This is a genomic window from Thalassospira australica (genome assembly GCF_000763295.1).
Taxonomy (GTDB): domain Bacteria; phylum Pseudomonadota; class Alphaproteobacteria; order Rhodospirillales; family Thalassospiraceae; genus Thalassospira; species Thalassospira australica.
In genome coordinates, this window is sequence record NZ_JRJE01000009.1 from 21621 (window position 1) to 41726 (window position 20106).

16 protein-coding genes are annotated in these 20106 nt (G+C 53.2%); 4 read left to right on the forward strand and 12 right to left on the reverse strand.

What is annotated here, in order from left to right; all coding sequences use genetic code 11:
- Positions 1-59 precede the first annotated feature (59 nt).
- Both JF44_RS0107640 and JF44_RS0107645 read right to left on the reverse strand, forming a co-directional pair.
- Positions 60-1292, reverse strand: a complete 1233-nt coding sequence (locus tag JF44_RS0107640; protein ID WP_033068398.1) for an HlyD family secretion protein — start codon at positions 1290-1292, stop codon at positions 60-62.
- A complete protein-coding gene (locus JF44_RS0107645; protein ID WP_033068399.1) occupies positions 1285-1734 on the reverse strand; it encodes a hypothetical protein in 450 nt (149 codons plus the stop codon). Before JF44_RS0107645 ends, JF44_RS0107640 begins: the two co-directional genes overlap by 8 nt.
- Positions 1735-2090: 356 nt before the next feature.
- On the opposite strand from JF44_RS0107645, the gene rpsU reads away from it, so the two are divergent.
- Entirely contained in the window at positions 2091-2294 is a 204-nt protein-coding gene (gene rpsU / locus JF44_RS0107650) for a 30S ribosomal protein S21 (RefSeq protein WP_008891676.1), read from the forward strand.
- Between the two features lie 132 nt (positions 2295-2426).
- On the opposite strand, the gene JF44_RS0107655 is transcribed toward rpsU, so the two are convergent.
- From JF44_RS0107655 to JF44_RS0107685, 7 genes are all read right to left on the reverse strand, one after another.
- On the reverse strand, positions 2427-3191 hold the full coding sequence (locus JF44_RS0107655; RefSeq protein ID WP_156111628.1) for an SDR family oxidoreductase: 765 nt from the start codon (positions 3189-3191) through the stop codon (positions 2427-2429).
- 140 nt (positions 3192-3331) lie between these two features.
- Positions 3332-3919 carry a hypothetical protein gene (locus tag JF44_RS0107660; protein WP_033068400.1) on the reverse strand — a complete coding sequence of 196 codons (588 nt, stop codon included), beginning with the start codon at positions 3917-3919 and terminating at the stop codon, positions 3332-3334.
- A 122-nt stretch (positions 3920-4041) separates the two neighbouring features.
- Entirely contained in the window at positions 4042-5439 is a 1398-nt protein-coding gene (locus JF44_RS0107665) for an NAD(P)(+) transhydrogenase (Re/Si-specific) subunit beta (protein WP_033068401.1), read from the reverse strand.
- 12 nt (positions 5440-5451) lie between these two features.
- Entirely contained in the window at positions 5452-5883 is a 432-nt protein-coding gene (locus JF44_RS0107670) for an NAD(P) transhydrogenase subunit alpha part 2 (protein ID WP_033068402.1), read from the reverse strand.
- Entirely contained in the window at positions 5876-7039 is a 1164-nt protein-coding gene (locus tag JF44_RS0107675) for a Re/Si-specific NAD(P)(+) transhydrogenase subunit alpha (protein ID WP_033068403.1), read from the reverse strand. Before JF44_RS0107675 ends, JF44_RS0107670 begins: the two co-directional genes overlap by 8 nt.
- 738 nt (positions 7040-7777) lie before the next feature.
- Positions 7778-9157: an ABC1 kinase family protein gene (locus JF44_RS0107680; RefSeq protein ID WP_033068404.1), complete on the reverse strand. Its 1380-nt coding sequence runs from the start codon at positions 9155-9157 to the stop codon at positions 7778-7780.
- Position 9158: 1 nt separating this feature from the next.
- A complete protein-coding gene (locus JF44_RS0107685; protein WP_033068405.1) occupies positions 9159-10934 on the reverse strand; it encodes a M3 family oligoendopeptidase in 1776 nt (591 codons plus the stop codon).
- 456 nt (positions 10935-11390) lie between these two features.
- On the opposite strand from JF44_RS0107685, the gene JF44_RS0107690 reads away from it, so the two are divergent.
- Positions 11391-13211 (forward strand): AMP-dependent synthetase/ligase, encoded by a 1821-nt coding sequence (locus tag JF44_RS0107690; RefSeq protein WP_033068406.1) that lies wholly within the window; start codon positions 11391-11393, stop codon positions 13209-13211.
- An 8-nt stretch (positions 13212-13219) separates the two neighbouring features.
- Positions 13220-13657 (forward strand): ATP-binding protein, encoded by a 438-nt coding sequence (locus JF44_RS0107695; protein WP_052065586.1) that lies wholly within the window; start codon positions 13220-13222, stop codon positions 13655-13657.
- Between the two features lie 12 nt (positions 13658-13669).
- On the opposite strand, the gene JF44_RS0107700 is transcribed toward JF44_RS0107695, so the two are convergent.
- Entirely contained in the window at positions 13670-14473 is an 804-nt protein-coding gene (locus tag JF44_RS0107700) for a DUF4197 domain-containing protein (RefSeq protein WP_052065588.1), read from the reverse strand.
- Positions 14474-14604: 131 nt separating this feature from the next.
- Complete coding sequence (gene clpB / locus JF44_RS0107705; RefSeq protein WP_033068407.1) at positions 14605-17196, reverse strand: ATP-dependent chaperone ClpB; 2592 nt, start codon at positions 17194-17196, stop codon at positions 14605-14607.
- A 349-nt stretch (positions 17197-17545) separates the two neighbouring features.
- Between clpB and JF44_RS0107710 the strand changes: the two genes are divergently transcribed.
- Positions 17546-18310 (forward strand): MOSC domain-containing protein, encoded by a 765-nt coding sequence (locus tag JF44_RS0107710; protein WP_033068408.1) that lies wholly within the window; start codon positions 17546-17548, stop codon positions 18308-18310.
- On the opposite strand, the gene JF44_RS0107715 is transcribed toward JF44_RS0107710, so the two are convergent.
- Entirely contained in the window at positions 18307-19902 is a 1596-nt protein-coding gene (locus JF44_RS0107715; RefSeq protein ID WP_033068409.1) for a type IV secretory system conjugative DNA transfer family protein, read from the reverse strand. The two genes, JF44_RS0107710 and JF44_RS0107715, sit on opposite strands and share 4 nt — an antisense overlap.
- Positions 19903-20106 lie beyond the last annotated feature (204 nt).

Consider the following 20106-nt stretch of genomic DNA (forward strand, 5'->3'; position numbering starts at 1 on the left):
TATCCAACCAAAACTGCCCGGCTGTAAAGCCCCTATACGCGCTAACACACGATCATTGCTTAATGACCAGAGAAGACCAATGTCTGAATCGGCCACAGCAGTGCCTGAACACGCAACAACAATGCATGCACAATCCCGACCGTCTGGACCATATGCAGGAACAGCCATTCCCCGGCGCCGACATCAGGATTTTCAAGTTGGTCATGGGTATTGGTGTATGCATTGGCGATACACTGACTGCCCCAAGGCACATTTTTGACCTGTTCGGGATACAACGGGATCATCTTCGCCAGGAACGTGCCCGGTTTGCTGCGTTCCGAAATATCCAGCAGTCGGTCGGTCGGTCGGAACTGACCGGCAGCAATAACCGGCTGCACACTGGTAACAAGCATCGGAACAACTTCAAACGGAAGCGATGCACAGGTCATCTCGGCAATAACACCGGCCTTTACAACCTGTGCAGAGACTTGCTGGAACCCGGCCTGAAATACGACGTCCTTGGGCTTTTCCGGAATCAGAATACCCGCCGGGCGCAACAAGGGGTTCACAATATCCCCGACCTGCAAGGCAAATTGCTGAATTTCGCCGTCAACACCGGCCCGAACGACCGTCTTTGACAAGGCAACTTCGGCTGAGCGCAAGGCTGCCTCCGCACTGGCAAGCTGCGCGGGCAATAAAGTGTCCAGTCTGGTTTGAACCGCCGTCATGTTTGCCATTGCGGCATTCACCCCACCCTGACGGGTGGTCAGGGCAACTTCGAGTTTTTCGACCTCGCGCCGGGAAACCGCGTTGGTTCCACGCGACAAAAGGTCCGCCTTCACGTTCAATTCATCGCGCACCTGGGCGTAGGCCCCTTGAGCTTCTTCAAGGTTCCCGGCAGCTACCGCAAGATCGGCTTCGGCAACGGCCATCTGCGCACGGATCTGTTCGATTTCCTGACGGGCCATTTCGACCGCTTCGGTCTCTGCGCGGTCATCAAGGCGAAACAGTGGATCACCTGATTTCACCAGCGCATCATTGCCGGTGTAAATTTCGACCACCCGGCCGTTCTTTTCCGGCAAAATCGTCAAAGTCCGGAAGAAAGACGCGACGTTATGGCTTGATGGATGGAAATAGAAGATCAGGGTAATCAGCGAAATGGTCAGGATCGCACAACCGACAATCCCGTAACGCAGTTCATACCAAACGGAAAACAGGGTGATTTCCTTGCCAATACGTTTGCCCTGCCGATAGCGGCGGAACAGATAGTCCGGCAGAACGGTAAAGATCGAACACAGAAGAAGCTCAAACATCTTTATGGTTCTCCTGCGCAGTCGTCGTATTGGAAATATCGCTCGCCGTTGCACCATCGGACACCGGTGCCGGTGCGGCCGAGTCGCTTATGGCGCCTCTTTGCCGTGCCATGGCCTTGAGCGCATCGGCAATCGACTTGATCGGTGTGTAAAAGTCAGGAACCTGAACCACTGCAATCACCAATGCTGCCAACCAAAACAGGTTGTTATGGGTAAACAGTGCAAGAAGTGTAAGGATACTGATCAGCTGGATTTGCGTGTGGTTGGCATGGTGGGCCAGTCTTTCAGGCAGCGCATGCAGGCTCAGATACAAAGCCCCCAAACCAAACACCGTTAGTATAATGAACCAGACAATAATGGTGAACAGGACATCCGATTGTCCAGGGCCGGTAACGAAGAACGGCGCATGTGCAATGGCCGTCTCCCGCAAAGAGCTTTCCATAACCAAAATCCCATCTTTCGTATGGCTCAAATGCAATAAGCGAGTTTTGTCAAAGCATTATACCCAACTTTTCAATGAGTTTTTACCTATTAATTCGCCCTCTGGTCGCTATCACAAAACTGACATTGAAAATCAAGGCCCTCTTCGACTGTATAGGGTGGCCTATTACCGTGTTTTTTGCCTTGGCGTTTCGCGATACACGCCAAACAAACGCCAAAGGCGAATATCTCCTTGCCTCTTTTCTTTTTGTCCGGTTTGCACTATATACAGCCCACGGTCATCGTGATCGTAAATCCAACCGGGGGGCATTCCGCCACTCCGGGTGTTTTTGTTTTTTTGAAAGGAGCGTGGTTTCCGTGCAGGTAATCGTTCGCGACAACAATGTCGATCAGGCTCTGAAAGCGCTTAAGAAAAAGATGCAGCGTGAGGGCATTTTCCGTGAGATGAAACTCCGTCGCCACTTTGAAAAGCCGTCGGAGAAGAAAGCTCGCGAAGGGGCGGAAGCAATCCGTCGTGCCCGCAAGCTGGAGCGTAAGCGCATCGAGCGCGAAGGCTTCTAGTCTTTTTCACTTTCGGGGTATCTCGAACGTGACTGTACGATCGAATTTAGCATGCTAAATTCGGACCCGTGCGCCAAACCCGCCTCGGAGCAATCCGGGCGGGTTTGGTTTTTCTGGGGCCCTGGTTTGAAGTCAGGCGGCCTTGCAGATCGAATTTCCACCATCAACAAGCATCGCCGAACCCGTCACAAAGCTTGAGGCATCGGACGCAAGGAACAATGCCGCCCTGGCAATTTCCACTGGATCAGCAATCCGGCCCAATGCATGGAACTTTTCGACCATGGCGCGGGTTTCGGGATCACCGGCAAAACTAGCCGCCATCGGCGTATCGGTGCCACCCGGGACAAGCGCATTCACCCGAACATTCGCCGCGCCATATTCCACTGCCAGACATTGCGCCATGCCCATCAGTCCCATCTTGCTGGCGGCATAGGCCGTCATGCCCGGCAAACCAATCGTATGCCCGACAAAGGTAGAGGTAAAAATAACCGACCCGCCGCCACGTTCGGCAATGGCAGGCATCTGATACTTTGCCCCAAACATCGCAGAGCTCAGATTGGTCTGAAACGTCTTGTTCCAGTCACCGGCATCAATATCGCTAAGCGCACCGGGCGACCCCAGCGTTCCGGCGTTGTTAAAGCCGACATCAAGCCCGCCGTACTCGCCCACGGCGGCATTCACCAATGATCTGGCGTACTCTTCGTCACAAACATCCCCGGCAATGGCAAAGGCTTCTCCGCCTGCACCGACGATCTCGGCAACGATGGCATCCAGTCGATCCGCATTGCGCGCGCCCAACACAAGCTTTGCGCCCTTGGTTGCAAACAGTTTGGCAGACGCCGCGCCAATGCCGCTGCTGGCCCCGGTGATGATGACAACCTTGTCTTGAAGTAACATGATCTTTCCATTCCATCTGGCACCGGCCAAAAGCTGCACGGTGCGATTAACAATGATGGAAAGGTATGGCGGATCAGAACGCCCCGCTCGCCAGTTTCGGACGCGACGTTTTCGCCCCTGCAACAGCGTTGCATACCTGCTTACTTGTCCGACACCCAGCTTTGAATGTCCTCAAGCATGGTCGGTTCATAACCAATGGGGTCGGGCATCGGCTCAGACCGGACAATGATCCCCGATTGCGTGCGATAGACGGTGTAAATCACGTCTTCCTTGATTTCGGTAAAGGTCGAGCTGCCATATTCGGCATCAATCATAACGTCCCATTCACGCAGATAACCGATCAGATCAGGTATATCTCCTGCCGCCAGATCATAGGCCAGATAGGGTCCGGTATTTTGCCGATTGGTATCGCTGTAACGCCCTTCAAACCGCACCAACTGATAGCGCGCATCCATGCCGATAATGTTGGCCCAGGGTTTAAGCTTGATGAACTCGGCATCAATGCGCCACTGATCACCATAGATTTTGTAACTGCCACTCACCCCGGCATCGTCAGAGGCCATGTGCGCGGTAAAGATATCGTCTTCGACCTGCTCGAAATACATCTTGGCAATCGGCTGTTCTGCGGTCAGGCGCACATAGGTCAAAATGTTCATCCCGATCGACCCGGCCAGCACGACCGACAGCAAGACAATCAAAAGAAACGAAACCTGGACCAAGCGAAGCATGCAAATTTTCCCACCCGTGTGCTTACAGCTTTGTGTGATCTGTTCGGTATAAACAAGCGATCAGACGAAAAAAAGGCAGCCCCAAAGAGCTGCCTTTCGTTCTGTCAAACCAGTTAGCTTGATCAATCATCTAGATGCGTGACGATTTCTTCGCACATCTTTTTGGCATCACCAAACAGCATCATGGTGTTATCCTTGAAGAACAATTCGTTCTGAATGCCGGCATAGCCAGCGGACATGCCGCGTTTGATGAACAACACCGTTTTGGCTTTTTCGACCTCAAGGATCGGCATGCCGAAGATCGGGCTTGCCGGGTCGGTTTTGGCCGCCGGGTTGGTGATGTCATTGGCGCCAATGACAAAGGCCACGTCTGCGGAGCCGAAATCACGGTTGATTTCTTCCATTTCCAGAACGTCGTCATAGGGCACATTGGCCTCGGCTAGAAGCACGTTCATATGACCGGGCATACGCCCTGCGACCGGATGGATGGCGTAGCGGACCTTGACACCCTCTGCCTTGAGGATATCGGCCATTTCACGCAGCGCATGCTGTGCCTGTGCGACCGCCATGCCATAGCCCGGCACGATGATCACGCTCGACGCGTTCTTCATGATGAAGGACGCATCATCAGCAGAGCCCGACTTGACCGCACGGTCACCGTCACCACCACCTGCAGCGGCAGCCTCACCCTCGGCCCCAAAGCCACCAAAGATGACGTTGAAGATCGAGCGGTTCATGCCCTTGCACATGATGTAGGACAGGATCGCACCCGACGCCCCCACAAGCGCACCGGTAATGATCAGCGCATTGTTCTGAAGCGTGAAGCCGATGCCACATGCCGCCCAACCGGAGTAGGAATTCAGCATGGAGACAACAACCGGCATATCCGCCCCGCCAATCGGAATGATCAGCGTAATGCCCAGAACAAGGGCAAGGGCAACCAGAATCCAGAATGCGGTGTGGCTTTCGGTTACCACCAGAATGATGCCAAAGACGACAATACCGATCCCGATCAGAAGGTTCAGCATATGCTGGCCCTTGAAACGAACCGGGGTTCCCGAAACGATGCCCTGCAATTTACCGAACGCAACCAGCGAGCCGGTAAAGGTAATGGCACCGATTGCCACGCCAAGCCCCATTTCAATCAGGCTGGCGGCACCGATATTGCCCGCCGTCCCGATGCCATAGGCACCTGGCGAATAAAGCGCAGCACCGGCGACAAACACAGCAGCCAAGCCGACCAACGAGTGGAAGGCCGCAACAAGCTGTGGCAGTGCGGTCATCTGGATCTTGAGCGCGATGATCGTACCAATCGCACCACCGATCAGAATACCGACGATGATGGTTGTGTATGACAGCACCGAGGGCGAGGCCAGCGTGGTAAAGATGGCAATTGCCATACCCACCATGCCAAGGATATTCCCGTTTCGGGCTGATTCAGGTGACGAAAGTCCGCGCAACGACAAGATGAAGCAGACCGAGGCCACCAGATACAGGAAAGCCGATAGGTTTTCCGACATTGTGTGTTCCCCCTACTTCTTTTTCTTGAACATATGCAGCATGCGCTGGGCGACGATAAAGCCGCCAAAGATGTTGACCGATGCCAACACCACCGCAATGAAGCCCATCATCTTGGAGAAGTTCATCTCCACCGGGCCTGCTGCCAGAAGCGCGCCGACGATAATCACCGACGAAATGGCATTGGTCACTGCCATCAGGGGTGAATGAAGGGCCGGGGTCACTTTCCACACAACGTAATAGCCAACAAAACACGCCAGCACGAAGACAGTCAGTCCCAAAACAGTCGGGCTGACACCCGTGCTTTGGGTTGCAACGGCTGCTGTGTTTGCGACTTCGGACGCGCCGTTGGCAAGGCTGTCGGCAAGTTCGGCTGCCTTTTCTGCCAGACCAAGGGCGGCATCGCGCAGTTCATTTGCATTCTGGGCTACGGATTGATCAGCCATTTGCGATCTCCTCCCCACCGAATTTCGGATGAACGACCTTTCCGTCGTGGGTCAGCCTGGTTTCGGCGATGATCTGATCTTCGCCATCAAACGCAAGCGTGCCCTTGTCTTTGTCGACAGAAAGCGTGATGAAGTTCAAAAGATTCTTGGCATACATCGCGGTTGCATCGGTTGCGACCGCACTTGTGATGTTTTCCGGACCAATCAGCTTGACGCCATTGGCCGTGATCACCGTTTCGCCAAGCTTCACACCGGCCACATTGCCACCGCGTTCTGCGGCAAGGTCAATGATGACAGACCCCGGCTTCATGCCCGCAACCATGTCGGCAGTGACAATTTCTGGGGCCGGGCGGCCGGGAATAAGGGCTGTGGTAATGACGATGTCGGTCTTTGTCAGAACCTCTTTAAGCTTTTCAGCCTGCTTTTTCTTGTAGTCGTCAGACATTTCCTTGGCGTACCCGCCAGAGGTTTCCGCATCGGACGCGCTGTCGTCTTCGACTTCAATAAAGGTCCCGCCAAGGGACTGAACCTGTTCTTTTACTGCCGGGCGCACATCAAATGCCGAAACAACGGCACCAAGACGCTTGGCCGTTGCAATGGCCTGAAGACCGGCAACACCAGCCCCCACAACAACGACACGTGCCGGTGGCAAGGTGCCAGCAGCCGTCATCATCATCGGATAAATGCGGCCAAATTCATGGGCAGCATCAAGAACAGCGCGATAGCCAGCAAGGTTGGATTGCGAGGACAGCACATCCATCGATTGCGCGCGCGAGATACGCGGCATCAATTCCATGGAATAGCCATCAACACCGGCCTCTGCCATCGCATCAATCAGATCCTTGCGATCAAATGGCTCAAGCAGGGCCACAACAGCGGCCCCCTTTTTATAGGCGGTCAATTCGTTGGTATTGCCTTCAATGACAGGTGGGCGCACCTTGAAGATGACATCGGCATCCTTCACGGTGGTTTTCATTGTTTTGGCAATGGTCGCACCGGCATCGACAAAGCGATCATCCGGTATGGCGGCGTCAGTTCCGGCACCAGCCTCGATTGCAACGTCGAACCCCAAAGACTTCAGTTTCTTGACTGTCTCTGGTGTGACGGCAACGCGCTTTTCCCCGGGCCATATTTCCTTTGGAACGGCCAGTTTCATCGCGTTCGACCTCCTTCCCTAATGATTGGTAAGCACGAAATTCTTGTTTTTTCTATGTAACCGGTTCCAGAACGTCGTTGCGCGTTCCTGTAGGACCGACCACAGGGCTACCCTTGTCCATTTTCGGTTCCAGACCAAACTTGTGGCCTGGAAAGAAAAAAGGCGGTTCTTCAAGCTTTCGCAGAAGAAACCGCCCACTTTCCCACCACGCATTACAAGGCAAAAGCCTTGCTGACATGTCAGGTCCCACCCGCCATTGGTGCTCAGGACAAACAATCAATGACGCCCTGCCATGTCTGCGTTGAAAGCAAGATGCGATTTCTCACCGGCAACCACAATCTCAAAAAACCATAAAAAATCAGTTTAACTAAATTACAGTTAAAATATTCAAAAATCCAACATGCGCGGAATTACACACATATAATTTCCGCGATGGAACAGGTCTTGATCCAACCCGTCACACAATAGAATGTTGATTTTCCGCAGTTTCCCCTGTTTTTACCCCGCGTTGTAAGTGAATATTATCTTACAAAAGAACGCATAAGTCTTCTTTTATCGCGTATCTGGTGTTCAAAAGGGAACGCAGGGAACGCCAAAAAGTTCGCAAATTTATTTCTGGTTTTTTGAAATTTGATTCCGATTAAGCGCGTTTAATCGTTTTCCCGACCATGAATTTGGCCGAATCACATCCGATTCCGGCAGACAAACACCGAATCGTTTTGGGCGATTTAAGGTCGTTTATGCGTCCGGTCGTTCCAAACCGACGGAACCAAGGGCATCGGCCTGCCGGGATTCGAGCTTGCTGGCGTCGAAATCACCAACCAGATCATTAAACAAACGATACCAGTTCACCTGCGCATCAAGACGCAGGAATACCGCGCCAAGCCCGACAGCGGCCCGGTCCACCAGAACAAACTCACGTGGTGGTTTGACCCCGCCGACACGACGCAGTTCCTGATGGACCTTTCCGGCCACCTCTGCGCCATAGGCGACCGAATTGGTTTCGCCCATCTTGCGTTCCCGGTCATCAAGGATCGGGCCATAGACAAATTCGGCCCAGATATTCAGCACATCAATCAACTCACGCGACGGCTTCTCAAAGCCCCAGCTTTCATAAGCCGAAACGGCCTTTTCCTCGTCCTCGTCGCGGAGCGCCTCATAAAGTGTGATCACCGCCTTGACGAAATCGGGTTTGAAAATGCGGATACAGCCAAAATCCAGCAGATTGACCGACAGGTCATCGCGCAAAGTATAGTTGCCCAGATGCGGATCGCCGTGGATCACCCCATAGCGATAAAACGGCACATACCAGGCGCGAAACATATTCAGTGCCACTGTATTGCGTGCATCCTGATCCGGATCGCTTTCAAGGAACTTCTGGAACTTTTGCCCGGTCTGCCATGTCATGGTCAGAAGGCGGTTGGTCGTAAGGTCGTCCACTGGTTCGGGCACATGGACAGTGCTTTCATCGGCTAGCATATGGCGATAAAGGCGCATATTTTTGGCTTCGCGGGAATAATCAAGTTCCTCGCGCAGGCGGGCGGTCAGTTCGTCCTGAATGTTTTGGGCATCAATCGCACTGTCATAGCGTTTGTAAATCGCAAAGGCCGCACGGAGCTGTTTCAGGTCGGCCTCAACGGTTGCTGACATATCCGGGTATTGCAACTTGCACGCCACATCCCGCCCATCTGGCAAAACTGCCTTATGCACCTGCCCCAATGAGGCGGCCGCCACCGCATCATGACTGAATTCAGTGAATTTTGATTGCCATCCCGCGCCAAGCTCGCTGCGCATGCGGCGTTTGACAAACAACCAGCCCATGCTTGGTGCGTCGGCCTGAAGCTGTGTTAACGCCTCGGTATATTCTTTGGGCAGGGCATCGGGGATGGTTGAAAGAATTTGTGCGACCTTCATGAGCGGGCCTTTCAGGCCGCCCAAGGCCGAGGTCAGCTCGGCGGCGTATTTGGCATGATCAACCTCGCCGCCGAACATTTTTCCTGTGGCAAGGCGAGCGGCCAGCTTGCTGGCTGACGCGCCGACCCTTGCGTAACGACGAACCCGCCCGCCGAACCTGTTTTCCTCGTTCTGCGCGGTAAAGTCATCGTCGTTGTCACTCATCTCAGGAAAGCTCCTCCAGCTCGTCGATCATGCCCTTGATCATGTTAAGACCGCGCTGCCAGAAGGCCGGGTCCGATGCATCAAGTCCGAACGGTGCCAGAAGTTCCTGATGCCGTTTGGTGCCACCGGCTTTCAGCATATCAAGATACTTCTGCTGGAAGCCGTCTTCAGCCCCCTGATAAACATCGTAAAGCGAGTTCACCAGACAATCGCCAAAGGCATAGGCATAGACATAGAACGGCGAATGGATGAAGTGCGGAATATAAGACCAGTAGTACTTGTATTCGTCTTCATAACGGATGGCATCGCCCAGACTTTCATGCTGTACGGCGATCCAGATGTCGCAGATCTCATCGACGGTCAATTCACCTTCACGGCGCTTTTCATGAACACGTTTTTCAAACTCGAAGAACGCGATCTGACGCACAACCGTATTGAGCATATCCTCGACCTTGCCGGCCAGCATGATGCGCTTCATCTTCGGATCACTTTCCGAACGCAGCATCGACTGGAAGGTCAGCATTTCCCCAAAAACCGACGCGGTTTCTGCCAGCGTGAGTGGCGTATCAGACAGGAAATAGCCCTGCTCACCGGCCAGAACCTGATGCACACCATGGCCAAGCTCATGGGCCAACGTCATCACATCGCGTGTCTTGCCGTGATAATTCAACAGCAAATACGGATGTGCGGACGGCACGGTCGGATGGGCAAAGGCCCCCGATGACTTGCCCGCACGCGGCGGCACATCGATCCATGGGTTATCAAAGAATTTCTGCCCGACTTCGGCCAGTTCCGGCGAAAATTCGCCATATGCCTTAAGCACGGTCGCACGCGCGGTGTCCCAATCAATCTGACGGTCATCGTCATCGGGCAGCGGCGCATTACGATCCCAGTAATCAAGCTGATCAACGCCAAACCATTTGGCTTTCAGGCGGTAATATCGGTGCGACAGATCAGCATGGCTGTCCTTGACCGCAGTGTTAAGCGCCTCGACCACCTCGTCTTCGACCTGATTGGACAGATTGCGCGAAGAAACCGGCGTTGCGAAGTTGCGCAGGCGGTCATCAATTTCCTTGTCCTTTGCAAGGGTATTGGTGATATGCGCAAACAGCTTGATGTTCTTGCCCAGAACATCGCCCATCGATTTGGCGGCCTTTTTGCGTTCTTCGACCTTGCTCGATGACAGCATGTTGCCAACATCCGACATGGTCAGTTCCTGGTCATCAATCGGGAAACGCAGTTCCGCCATGGTCTGATCAAACAGGCGCACCCAGGCCGCCGATCCGGCAACACGACGTTCGTGCAGAACCTGCTCGACCTCATCCGACAACTGATGCGGGCGGAAGGCGCGGTTTTCATCAAGCCACGGGCGATAACGATGCAGGGCTTCGCTTTGCACATATTTGGCATCAAGGGCTGCGTCTTCAATCCGGTTGATTTCAAGACCAAAGAACAGCGACAGGCTGGAAATACCCGTCATTTCTTCCTGAACGAACTGATAGAACTGGCCAATCGCCGCGTCCGAACTGTCCCCGGCATACATCAACTGTGCAAACGAACCGATCTTGCCACAGATTTCGCTGATCGCTTCGTATTCGGCAATGGCTGCTGCCAGTTCATCGCCAGAAAGGTCGTTGAGTTTGCCCTGATAGTTTTGCTGGAATGCCGCAGAGCGGCTTTTGGCATCATCAAGATCGCGCCGGATATTCGGGTCTTTCAGATCATTATAGAGATCCGTCAGATCCCAGGTCGGCAAATTCTTGTTGATCGCGTTCATTTGTCCTCCAGACAATTTTTGGTCTTTTCTTTCGATCCGCCTGCATCAAACCTTCATCATGTTGCTGCACTCGGATTTGGAACCCGATATATAGCGCGCAAGTGCGATATCACCAGTCCCCGGTTTTCTAACGTTGGCTTGATCATATCGTTCCGTGGCGCATGAACAATACCAAAGCACGCTCAAACGCCATTGAATTCGGTTTTCACATTGATTTGCAGCGAAAAGTAGCAAACCATAGCCTTATGGCGTGATCGAGATGACAAGACAGTCTTTTTAATGTCATTTTCAGGCTGCGTATTTATGCAATCCCTGATAACAAATGCATCTTGGAACGTTCGTTTTATTCGATCCGCAAGCCTGTCTTAACGGTAAAAGGATTGAGAACAACGTCCCCTACAGGGCAGCGCAAAGATTGCCCGTTTTCGGGATCAAACAAAGAGGCAAGGAAACGTCATGACGAGTTTGCAGGATTATGCCGACTGGCAAAACTTGCCAACAATGTTCTTCGACAAGGCCAAGACGCACGGCAACACGCCGTTTCTTTGGACCAAAAGCAGCGAAACAAAGGAATTTGAACCAACCACCTGGCAAGAGGCCGCCGATCAGGTCCGCGCCCTGGCGCGCGCACTTTACGATATCGGTGTTCGCAAAGGTGATCGGGTGCTTTTGGTTTCGGAAAACCGCACGGAATGGGGTATCGCCGATCTGGCCATCATGTGCGTTGGTGCCATGACCGTTCCGGCCTACACCACCAATACCGAACGCGACCATCTGCACGCAATCGAAGACAGTGGTGCGGCAATTGCCATCATCTCGACCAAGAAACTTGCGCAGCCCTTCCTGCATGCAGCCCTTGATAGCGGGCGCTGCCGTCATGCGATCATGATGGAAGAATGGGGACAAAGCTTTGTCGGGGACATCACCATTTCACGGTGGGATGATCTGATTTCCAAAGGACGCGGCCTTTCGCATGATGTAGACGCATGGGTTGCGGGGATCAAACGTGATGATCTGGCCTGCCTGATCTACACATCAGGCACAGGTGGCTCGCCCAAAGGTGTGATGCTGAGCCACGGCGCGGTGATTTCGAACTGTATGGGGGCGTTTGACATCATTGACACCCTTGGCATCGACAATGAAATCTTCCTGTCGTTCCTGCCGCTGTCGCATTCTTACGAACATACTGCCGGGCTGTATTTCCCGATCAGTATTGGTGCGCAAGTCTATTACGCCGAAAGCCTCGATAAGCTTGCCGCCAATCTGGCAGAAGTCCGCCCGACCATCATGACAGCTGTGCCGCGCCTGTATGAAATGCTGTATCAGCGCATGAGCCGCATGGTCGAAAAAGAAGGCGGGCTGAAACAAAAGCTGTTTGAGCTGACCCTGCGACTGGGCCGCAAGAATTACGAGGGCGAACGCCTGACACTTGTTGAGAAGCTGCAAAACCTTGCCTGTGAAGTTCTGCTCCGCCGCAAGTTGCGCCAGCGTTTTGGCGGACGGATCAAGGCAATGGTATCGGGTGGCGGTCCACTTAATTACGAGTTGGGCGTTTTGTTTGTTTCATGTGGCATTCGCATTCTGCAGGGATATGGCCAGACTGAATTTGCCCCGGTGGTCTCATGTAACCGGGCCGAAAACAACAAATTGCGCACCGTCGGCCCGCCCATGGTCGGGGCCGAAGTCAAAATTGCCGAAGATGGTGAAATCCTGCTGCGCGGCGAAAGCATGATGAAGGGGTATTGGAACCTGCCCGATGTGACGGCTGCGACCATTGTTGATGGCTGGCTTCATACCGGAGATATCGGCAAGTTCGATGAACAGGGCAGCCTGATGATCACCGACCGGAAGAAGGATATTATTGTCAATTCCGGCGGAGACAACATCTCGCCGCAGCGCATTGAAGGCCTTATGACGCTTGAAACAGAGATATCCCAAGCGATGGTCTATGGCGATGACAAACCTTATCTGGTTGCCGTTCTGTGGCCTGACGAGGAGTTCATGCGTGAATTTGCCCGCGACAATTCGCTTGCAAACGACATCGAGGAACTTGGTCAGAACGAAGATTTCCGCAAGATCATCCGCGCATCAATTGACCGGGTCAACAAGCGCCTGTCGACGATTGAAAAGGTTCGAAGCTTCATGTTCGCCGAAGCGCCCTTTACCATCGACAATGAAATGCTGACCCCGTCGATGAAAATCCGTCGCCACAAAATTCGCGAGGCATATTCAAAACAGCTTGATGGCCTGTATCAGCGCAAGCGCAAAGGCCAATAAGACGCAAGATGCCAAGCAAGAAGGCCAAGGCCAAAGACGGACACGCTCAAACCCTGACCCTGATCCGGGGCCTTCCTGGATCAGGCAAGTCCACACTGGCAAAGAACCTGTCAAAAGCCACCGGTGCCACACACCTTGAAGCCGATATGTTCATGGTCGACCGTCAGGGGTTTTATGAATTTGATCCACGCCGCCTGAAAGACACTCACGCCAAATGCGAAACCCAATGCCGCAAGGCGCTTGAGGATGGCAAAAATACCATCATCTCAAACACCTTCACCCGGCTTTGGGAAATGCAGGCCTATATCGACATGGCCGAAGAACTGGGTATCGCGCTGCAAATTGTTGAATGCCACGGCAATTTTCACAACATCCATCAGGTCCCCGATGAAACCATCGAGGCCATGCGCGACCGGTGGCAAGAACTGCCTGCCCAATATCGATAAGTTCAGGACCAATTAATTTGCCGCCGAGAACACCTGTTTGAGGATATCGGTGGTCCAGCGGGTGGGATCGGACCGAATATCGGCTTCCTGAAGTGCGATGTAATGGAACAGACCTTCCATGGCCTTGTCCGTCGCATGATCTGTCAAGGACGCCTTAAGGTCTGGCACAAACGGCAAGGTGTCATACTGCCCCAACATCTGATCATAAAGTGACAATGCCCCGGTATCGGCAAGTGCATCGGTAATCACCGGACGCAAACGGGATTCGATATCGGTCCCTGAAACCCGGCGCAAATATGTCGTTGCCGCGTCATCCGGTCCTTCCAGAATGCCTTTGGCGTCATCCACGCTCATCTGGCTGACCGCGTTAACCAGGATATCACCGGCATCACGCATGGTTTGTTCCGCAGCCCGGTTCATGCGCAATTCAATCTCGTCGGCATAACTTCCCAACCCTGCTGCGGTCATAAGTTTTTGTGCGTTTTGCAGGCTATCGGGCAATGGGATATGCGCCACCGGATCGGCATTAAATCCATCGATCATGCCAAGCTGACTGGTGACAAGCCCCACGCCGACATCCAGTGCTTGTTTCAGCCCCTGTTCGACCGTGTCTGAGGACAGCGCAGAAATCGCCGAGCTGCCGCCCCCCGACGTCGTACCGCTTCCAGATGAGTTCAAGGCATCACCAAGCGTCTCCTTGGCCTTGTCAAAAAACGATTGCGCAGTCGCATCATGAACAACGGTTGTCGCAGTCAGGCCTGCAATGACGACAAAAGTGCTGACTTTAAACAGGCTGGAAGGTTTGGATGAGGCCATGAAATATCCTGTCGAATGTTGGTGATGGGCTGTGTCGCGATTCCGACCTTAGAGTTACCGATAATCGTGGCCCGATAATGACAAAACCCCGGCGGCATGCCGGGGTTTTGCATATGTGCGTTGTTCAGGTCTTAGTCAACAACCTCGACCTTTTTGCCATTCAGCAAAAGATCATTCGCCTCTGTTGATACTGGTACGGTATCCCCGTCCTTGATCCCGCCTTCCAGTATCTGCATCGCCAATGGGTTTTGCAAATAACGCTGGATCACGCGTTTAAGCGGACGGGCGCCATAAACCGGGTCATAGCCCTTTTCGGCCAGCCAGTCCTTGGCTGCATCATCAAGTTGCAGGTCGATCTTGCGATCGAACAAAAGCTTCTCAAGACGCCCAAGCTGGATGTCGACAATCGTGCCCATCTGTTCGCGGGCCAAACGATGGAACAGGATGGTTTCATCCAGACGGTTGAGGAATTCCGGACGGAACGATGCCCGAACGATTTCCATGACCTGTGCCCGGACTTCGCCGCTGTCATGACCTGGTTCCTGATTGGCAAGGATTTCACCACCCAAGTTAGAAGTCAGAATGATCAGCGTATTGCGGAAGTCGACCACACGTCCCTGCCCGTCGGTCAAACGGCCTTCATCAAGCACCTGCAACAGGACGTTAAACACATCAGGATGTGCCTTTTCGACCTCGTCAAACAGGACCACCTGATAGGGGCGACGACGAACGGCTTCGGTCAGTGATCCACCTTCTTCGTAGCCGACATAACCGGGGGGCGCGCCCAAAAGACGTGCCACCGCGTGTTTTTCCATGAACTCGGACATATCGATCCGAACCATGGCCTGTTCATCATCAAACAGGAATTGCGCAAGGGCCTTGGTCAGCTCGGTTTTACCGACACCCGTGGGGCCAAGGAACAGGAACGAACCAATCGGTCGGTTTGGATCCTGCAACCCGGCACGCGCGCGACGCACTGCGTTCGAGATTGAACGAACCGCATCGTCCTGACCTACAACCCGCTTGCGCAGCGTGTCTTCCATTTCCAGAAGCTTTTCACGCTCGCCCTCAAGCATTTTGTCAACCGGAATGCCGGTCCAGCGTGACACGATAGATGCGATGTGCTTTTCGGTTACAGCTTCGTCCTTGATCCCGCGTGACGGATCGTTTTCCGCCTTTTCAAGCAGGGCCAGAAGGGCGGGTATTTCTTCGTATTGAAGCTGCCCGGCGCGATCAAGCTTGCCATCACGCATCACGCGTTCAAGTTCGATCCGGGCCTGATCAAGTTGCTCCTTGATATGAGTAGAAGCCGCAAGTTCCTTTTTCTGGGCTTCCCATTTCGCGGTCAGCTCGGCCGATTTACCTTCAAGCTCGACCAATTCCTTTTCCAGACGACCAAGGCGATCTTTGGATGCGCTGTCCTGCTCTTTCTTAAGCGCTTCGCGTTCAATCTTGAGCTGGATGATACGGCGATCAAGTTCGTCGATTTCTTCGGGCTTGGAGTCAAGTTCCATGCGAAGACGTGACGATGCCTCATCCATCAGATCAATTGCCTTGTCAGGCAGGAACCGATCCGTGATATACCGATGTGAAAGGGTTGCTGCCGCCACAAGCGCGGCATCGGCAATACGCACCCCATGGTGAAGTTCGTACTTATCCTTGATTCCGCGCAGGATCGAAACCGTATCGCTGACGGACGGTTCATTGACAAAGACCGGCTGGAAACGCCGGGCAAGGGCTGCGTCCTTTTCGATATGCTGACGGTATTCATCAAGCGTGGTCGCGCCCACGCAATGCAACTCGCCGCGTGCTAACGCCGGCTTCAAAAGGTTGGATGCATCCATTGACCCTTCGGCCTTGCCCGCCCCGACAAGGGTATGCAGTTCGTCGATGAACAAAACCACCTGACCGGCTTCGGATTCAATTTCACTCAGAACTGCTTTCAGGCGTTCCTCAAATTCACCACGGAACTTGGCACCGGCAATCAACGCACCAAGATCAAGTGACAGAAGTTTCTTGTCCTTGAGCGTTTCGGGCACATCCCCCTTAACGATACGAAGGGCCAGACCTTCGGCAATCGCGGTTTTACCCACACCGGGCTCGCCAATCATGACCGGGTTGTTCTTGGTCCGGCGCGACAGGACCTGCACCGCACGACGGATTTCCTCATCCCGGCCAATAACCGGATCAAGTTTGCCTTCGCGCGCGGCCTCGGTCAGGTCACGGGCATATTTCTTAAGCGCATCATACTGGCTTTCTGCCCCGGCACTGTCTGCCGTACGGCCCTTGCGGATGTCATTGATTGCACCATTAAGGCTTTGCGCCGTCACCCCGGCATCAGCCAGAACCTTGCCCGCGGTTGATTTCGGATCAAGCGCAATGGTCAAAAGCAGACGTTCAGCCGTTACATAGCTGTCACCGGCCTTTTGGGACACTTCCTGTGCCTGATCAATCAGGCGGGCAAATTCAGATGAAAGATAAATCTGACCATTGCCACCGGAAACCTTTGGCAGTTTTGCCAGTTCCTGTGCACAGCGTTCCTGGGCAAGCTTTGGCTTGCCGCCAGATGCCTTGATCAGATTGGCTGCCAGACCTTCTTCGTCGTCCAGCAAAACCTTCAGAAGATGGATCGGGACAAACTGCTGATGATTTTCACGCAGCGCAAGCGATTGCGCGGACTGCAGAAACCCTTTTGAGCGGTCCGTAAAGTTTTCAAATTCCATTCCTGTCACTCCTTGAGCCAACAGTTTTCATACGATGTGGGCCTTCTTCGAAGCACCCACGGCATTGGTGTCATTACCGAATTTCAAAATTATAGATTATTTTGACGGTGACAGTATTGATATGTATCAGTCTAGCGCGTTTGCAAGCATATCCCCCTACAAAAGTTGCAAGAATTAATTGTGCGCCGCAGCACATCTTTCTGTCATTGTTCCAACTCGCACACGATGGTGTGAATTATACGCCTGCATCAGGGTTGCCCTTGGCAAAACAACCTTTTAACGTCGCCCTTAAACATGCCATGCGCCCCAATCAAATGGCATGCACAAACGCCACACAGGAACAAAGATAATGACGGTCGAACTCAAAGCCATCAAACGCTATCCGGTTAAGGGCATGCGCGGCGTTGATATGCCGCAGGCAAAAATCAGCGCGCACCACATGCTAACCGATGATCGCCGCTTTGTCGTCGCCACCCAATCTTCTGTCGGACAGGAAGGCGTGCACGCATGGGCGCGCAAAAGCAACTTCCTTCAGTTGGTCAACACGCCGAAAATGGCCGAAATCGGAACCGAATACGATGACGCGACCTGCACACTGACCATCTTGCGGAATGGCCGGGCCATTTGCAAAGGTCGGCTGGATGACCCTATGGGCCGCACCGTCGTCGAGGATTTCCTTAAAGCGTTTCTGAAAAACGATATCGCCGGAACACCCAAGATTTATTCGGTGCCCGACACCCAGTTCGGGGACATGAAGGAACCTTACATTTCGGTTCTTAATCTGGCATCGATCCGTGATTTCGGAACCCGGATCGTTCAAAGTGAAATCGATCCCATGCGCTTTCGCGGCAACCTTCTGATTGATGGCCTTGAACCGTGGAAAGAACTTGAATGGGACGAAGGTCAAATCATCACAATCAATGGCATTTCATTGCGGGTCATTCATCCGATCACACGCTGCAAGGCCACCAGCGTCAATCCCGACACCGCAGTTGCAGATATCAATGTCCCCTTGATGCTGCGCAAAGGTGTAAACCACCTTTACATGGGCGTCTATGTCGAGGCCCTTGATGATGGGAACATTACACCAGGCGATGTTGTCAGTATCGGCTAACTATTGTCGGAATTGAACGTCGGCGCATGGACGGCCATGCCCCTGAACATCTCGTCATGGTACCAGTCGATGCGATAGGCCCGAATGGGCGGGCATCCCTTGCGGAACAATATCTGTTCTTCTTTCGGGAAACGCGCCACTTCGGCAGACCGTAAAATCGGCTGATTGTCCTGTGAACGCAGGTGAACCGGTCTGGTGGTATCCGCGCCACCGCCGGTATCCTCGAACCGTGACATCGCCGTCAGCCCGGAAACCCAATCAAGGTTAAAGGCCCCCTCCTGGCTTAGCACGGAAATGGCATCAACCCGTCCAACGACATTTTCCCAGTTAAGGCAGACATCCATCAGACCACTGACCCCCGAGAATCCCGGCCAAACGATCATTCCATCGCCATATCCACCACCCAGAAGACGCTCAAACAGCGGCATGCGTCCAACCCGTTCAATCCCGTCAAGCAGTACAAGAAATTCCGGATCGCCGGACTTCCAGCCACGTTGATTGATCAGGTTCATCATCGCAGCAAGCATCACACGGCTAAACGATGGCTGTGCATTGGGGCTGTCACCACCAAGTTGACCGATAACAAAGATCGACACCGGACCGCTGGTAATATCTTCAAGCGTGAAAGTGCTTGCGCTGACGACACGCGAAATTTGCGGGTTGTCAAACTCTTCGGTTGCAGCACGACAGGCGTCGATGATCTTCATACGCTGATCTTCGGTCATATCAAGGATGTTCAGCGCGACTTCCGATATGCGGCCATCAGCCGATTCAATCCCCATCAATTCTTCAAGAATTTTATAGAACCGGTGCGATGGCATGATCAGGTTGCGGCGCACCTCACCAAGGTTGCGGTCTTCCTTAAGGCTTTTCTGGATCGTAAAGACAATAAAACCATGAAGCAGGGTGCGTGCCGTGCGCACTTCCTGTTCATCCAGATCCTGCACAAACATCGGCGCCAAAAGGGTATCGGCGATAAAACCGGTATCGGTGATCAGGCCTTCACCCTGCTGACGGATGAAATCGAATGGATTGAACTGATGGCTTTGCATGCCGCTTTGTTTGTGCGGGTCGATCACGATCAACTTTTGCCCCATCTTGGTGCGGCGATCATGAATGGCACGGAACATACTGCCATAGCGTTCATAAACAAACAGGTTGCCTGTGTGCATAAGTGCGTTCGGCTCTGCCGATGAACGGTAATATTCTTCTGGCTTGGTCGAAAAGGTCAGAACACGCTTCAAACCGCTTGCACCCAGCAGACGTTTTTCCTCACCCCAACGTCCAAGAACAAAGTCCGGTTTGTTTTCCAGCAGCTTGCGGCCATTCAGGTCGTCGGCCTGCGCCCATTGACCTTCTGCCTTCATTTTGGCGGCTTGGGCAGGCGAGGTCGATTTTCCTGATTTTCGCGATGACGAGGATTTCGAGCGGTTTATCGCAATCACAACCAGTGGCAAGAACATTGGAATGATGAAGCAAACGCCCCCCAGCAAAGCCAGCTCGTAATCACCATTGAACAGGCCAAGGGCAATGACCATACCGCCCAGGGCCCATAACAAAACCATGACGACCCGAAATAAACCAGTCCCCATCAAATATTCCCCACTACTGCGCCTGCGTCACAAAATATCGATGCCGTCGCGTTTTCGCAGACGTGCGCTTCATGACTTTATTTATGAATTATCCTGCAGTGATACCAATATTAATCGTTGGTTGCACGATATATTCAGCTTTGCACTTATCCAGATCAACGCCCCTCCAACGCATCGCGTCTTTGGCAACATGCCTTGGAAACT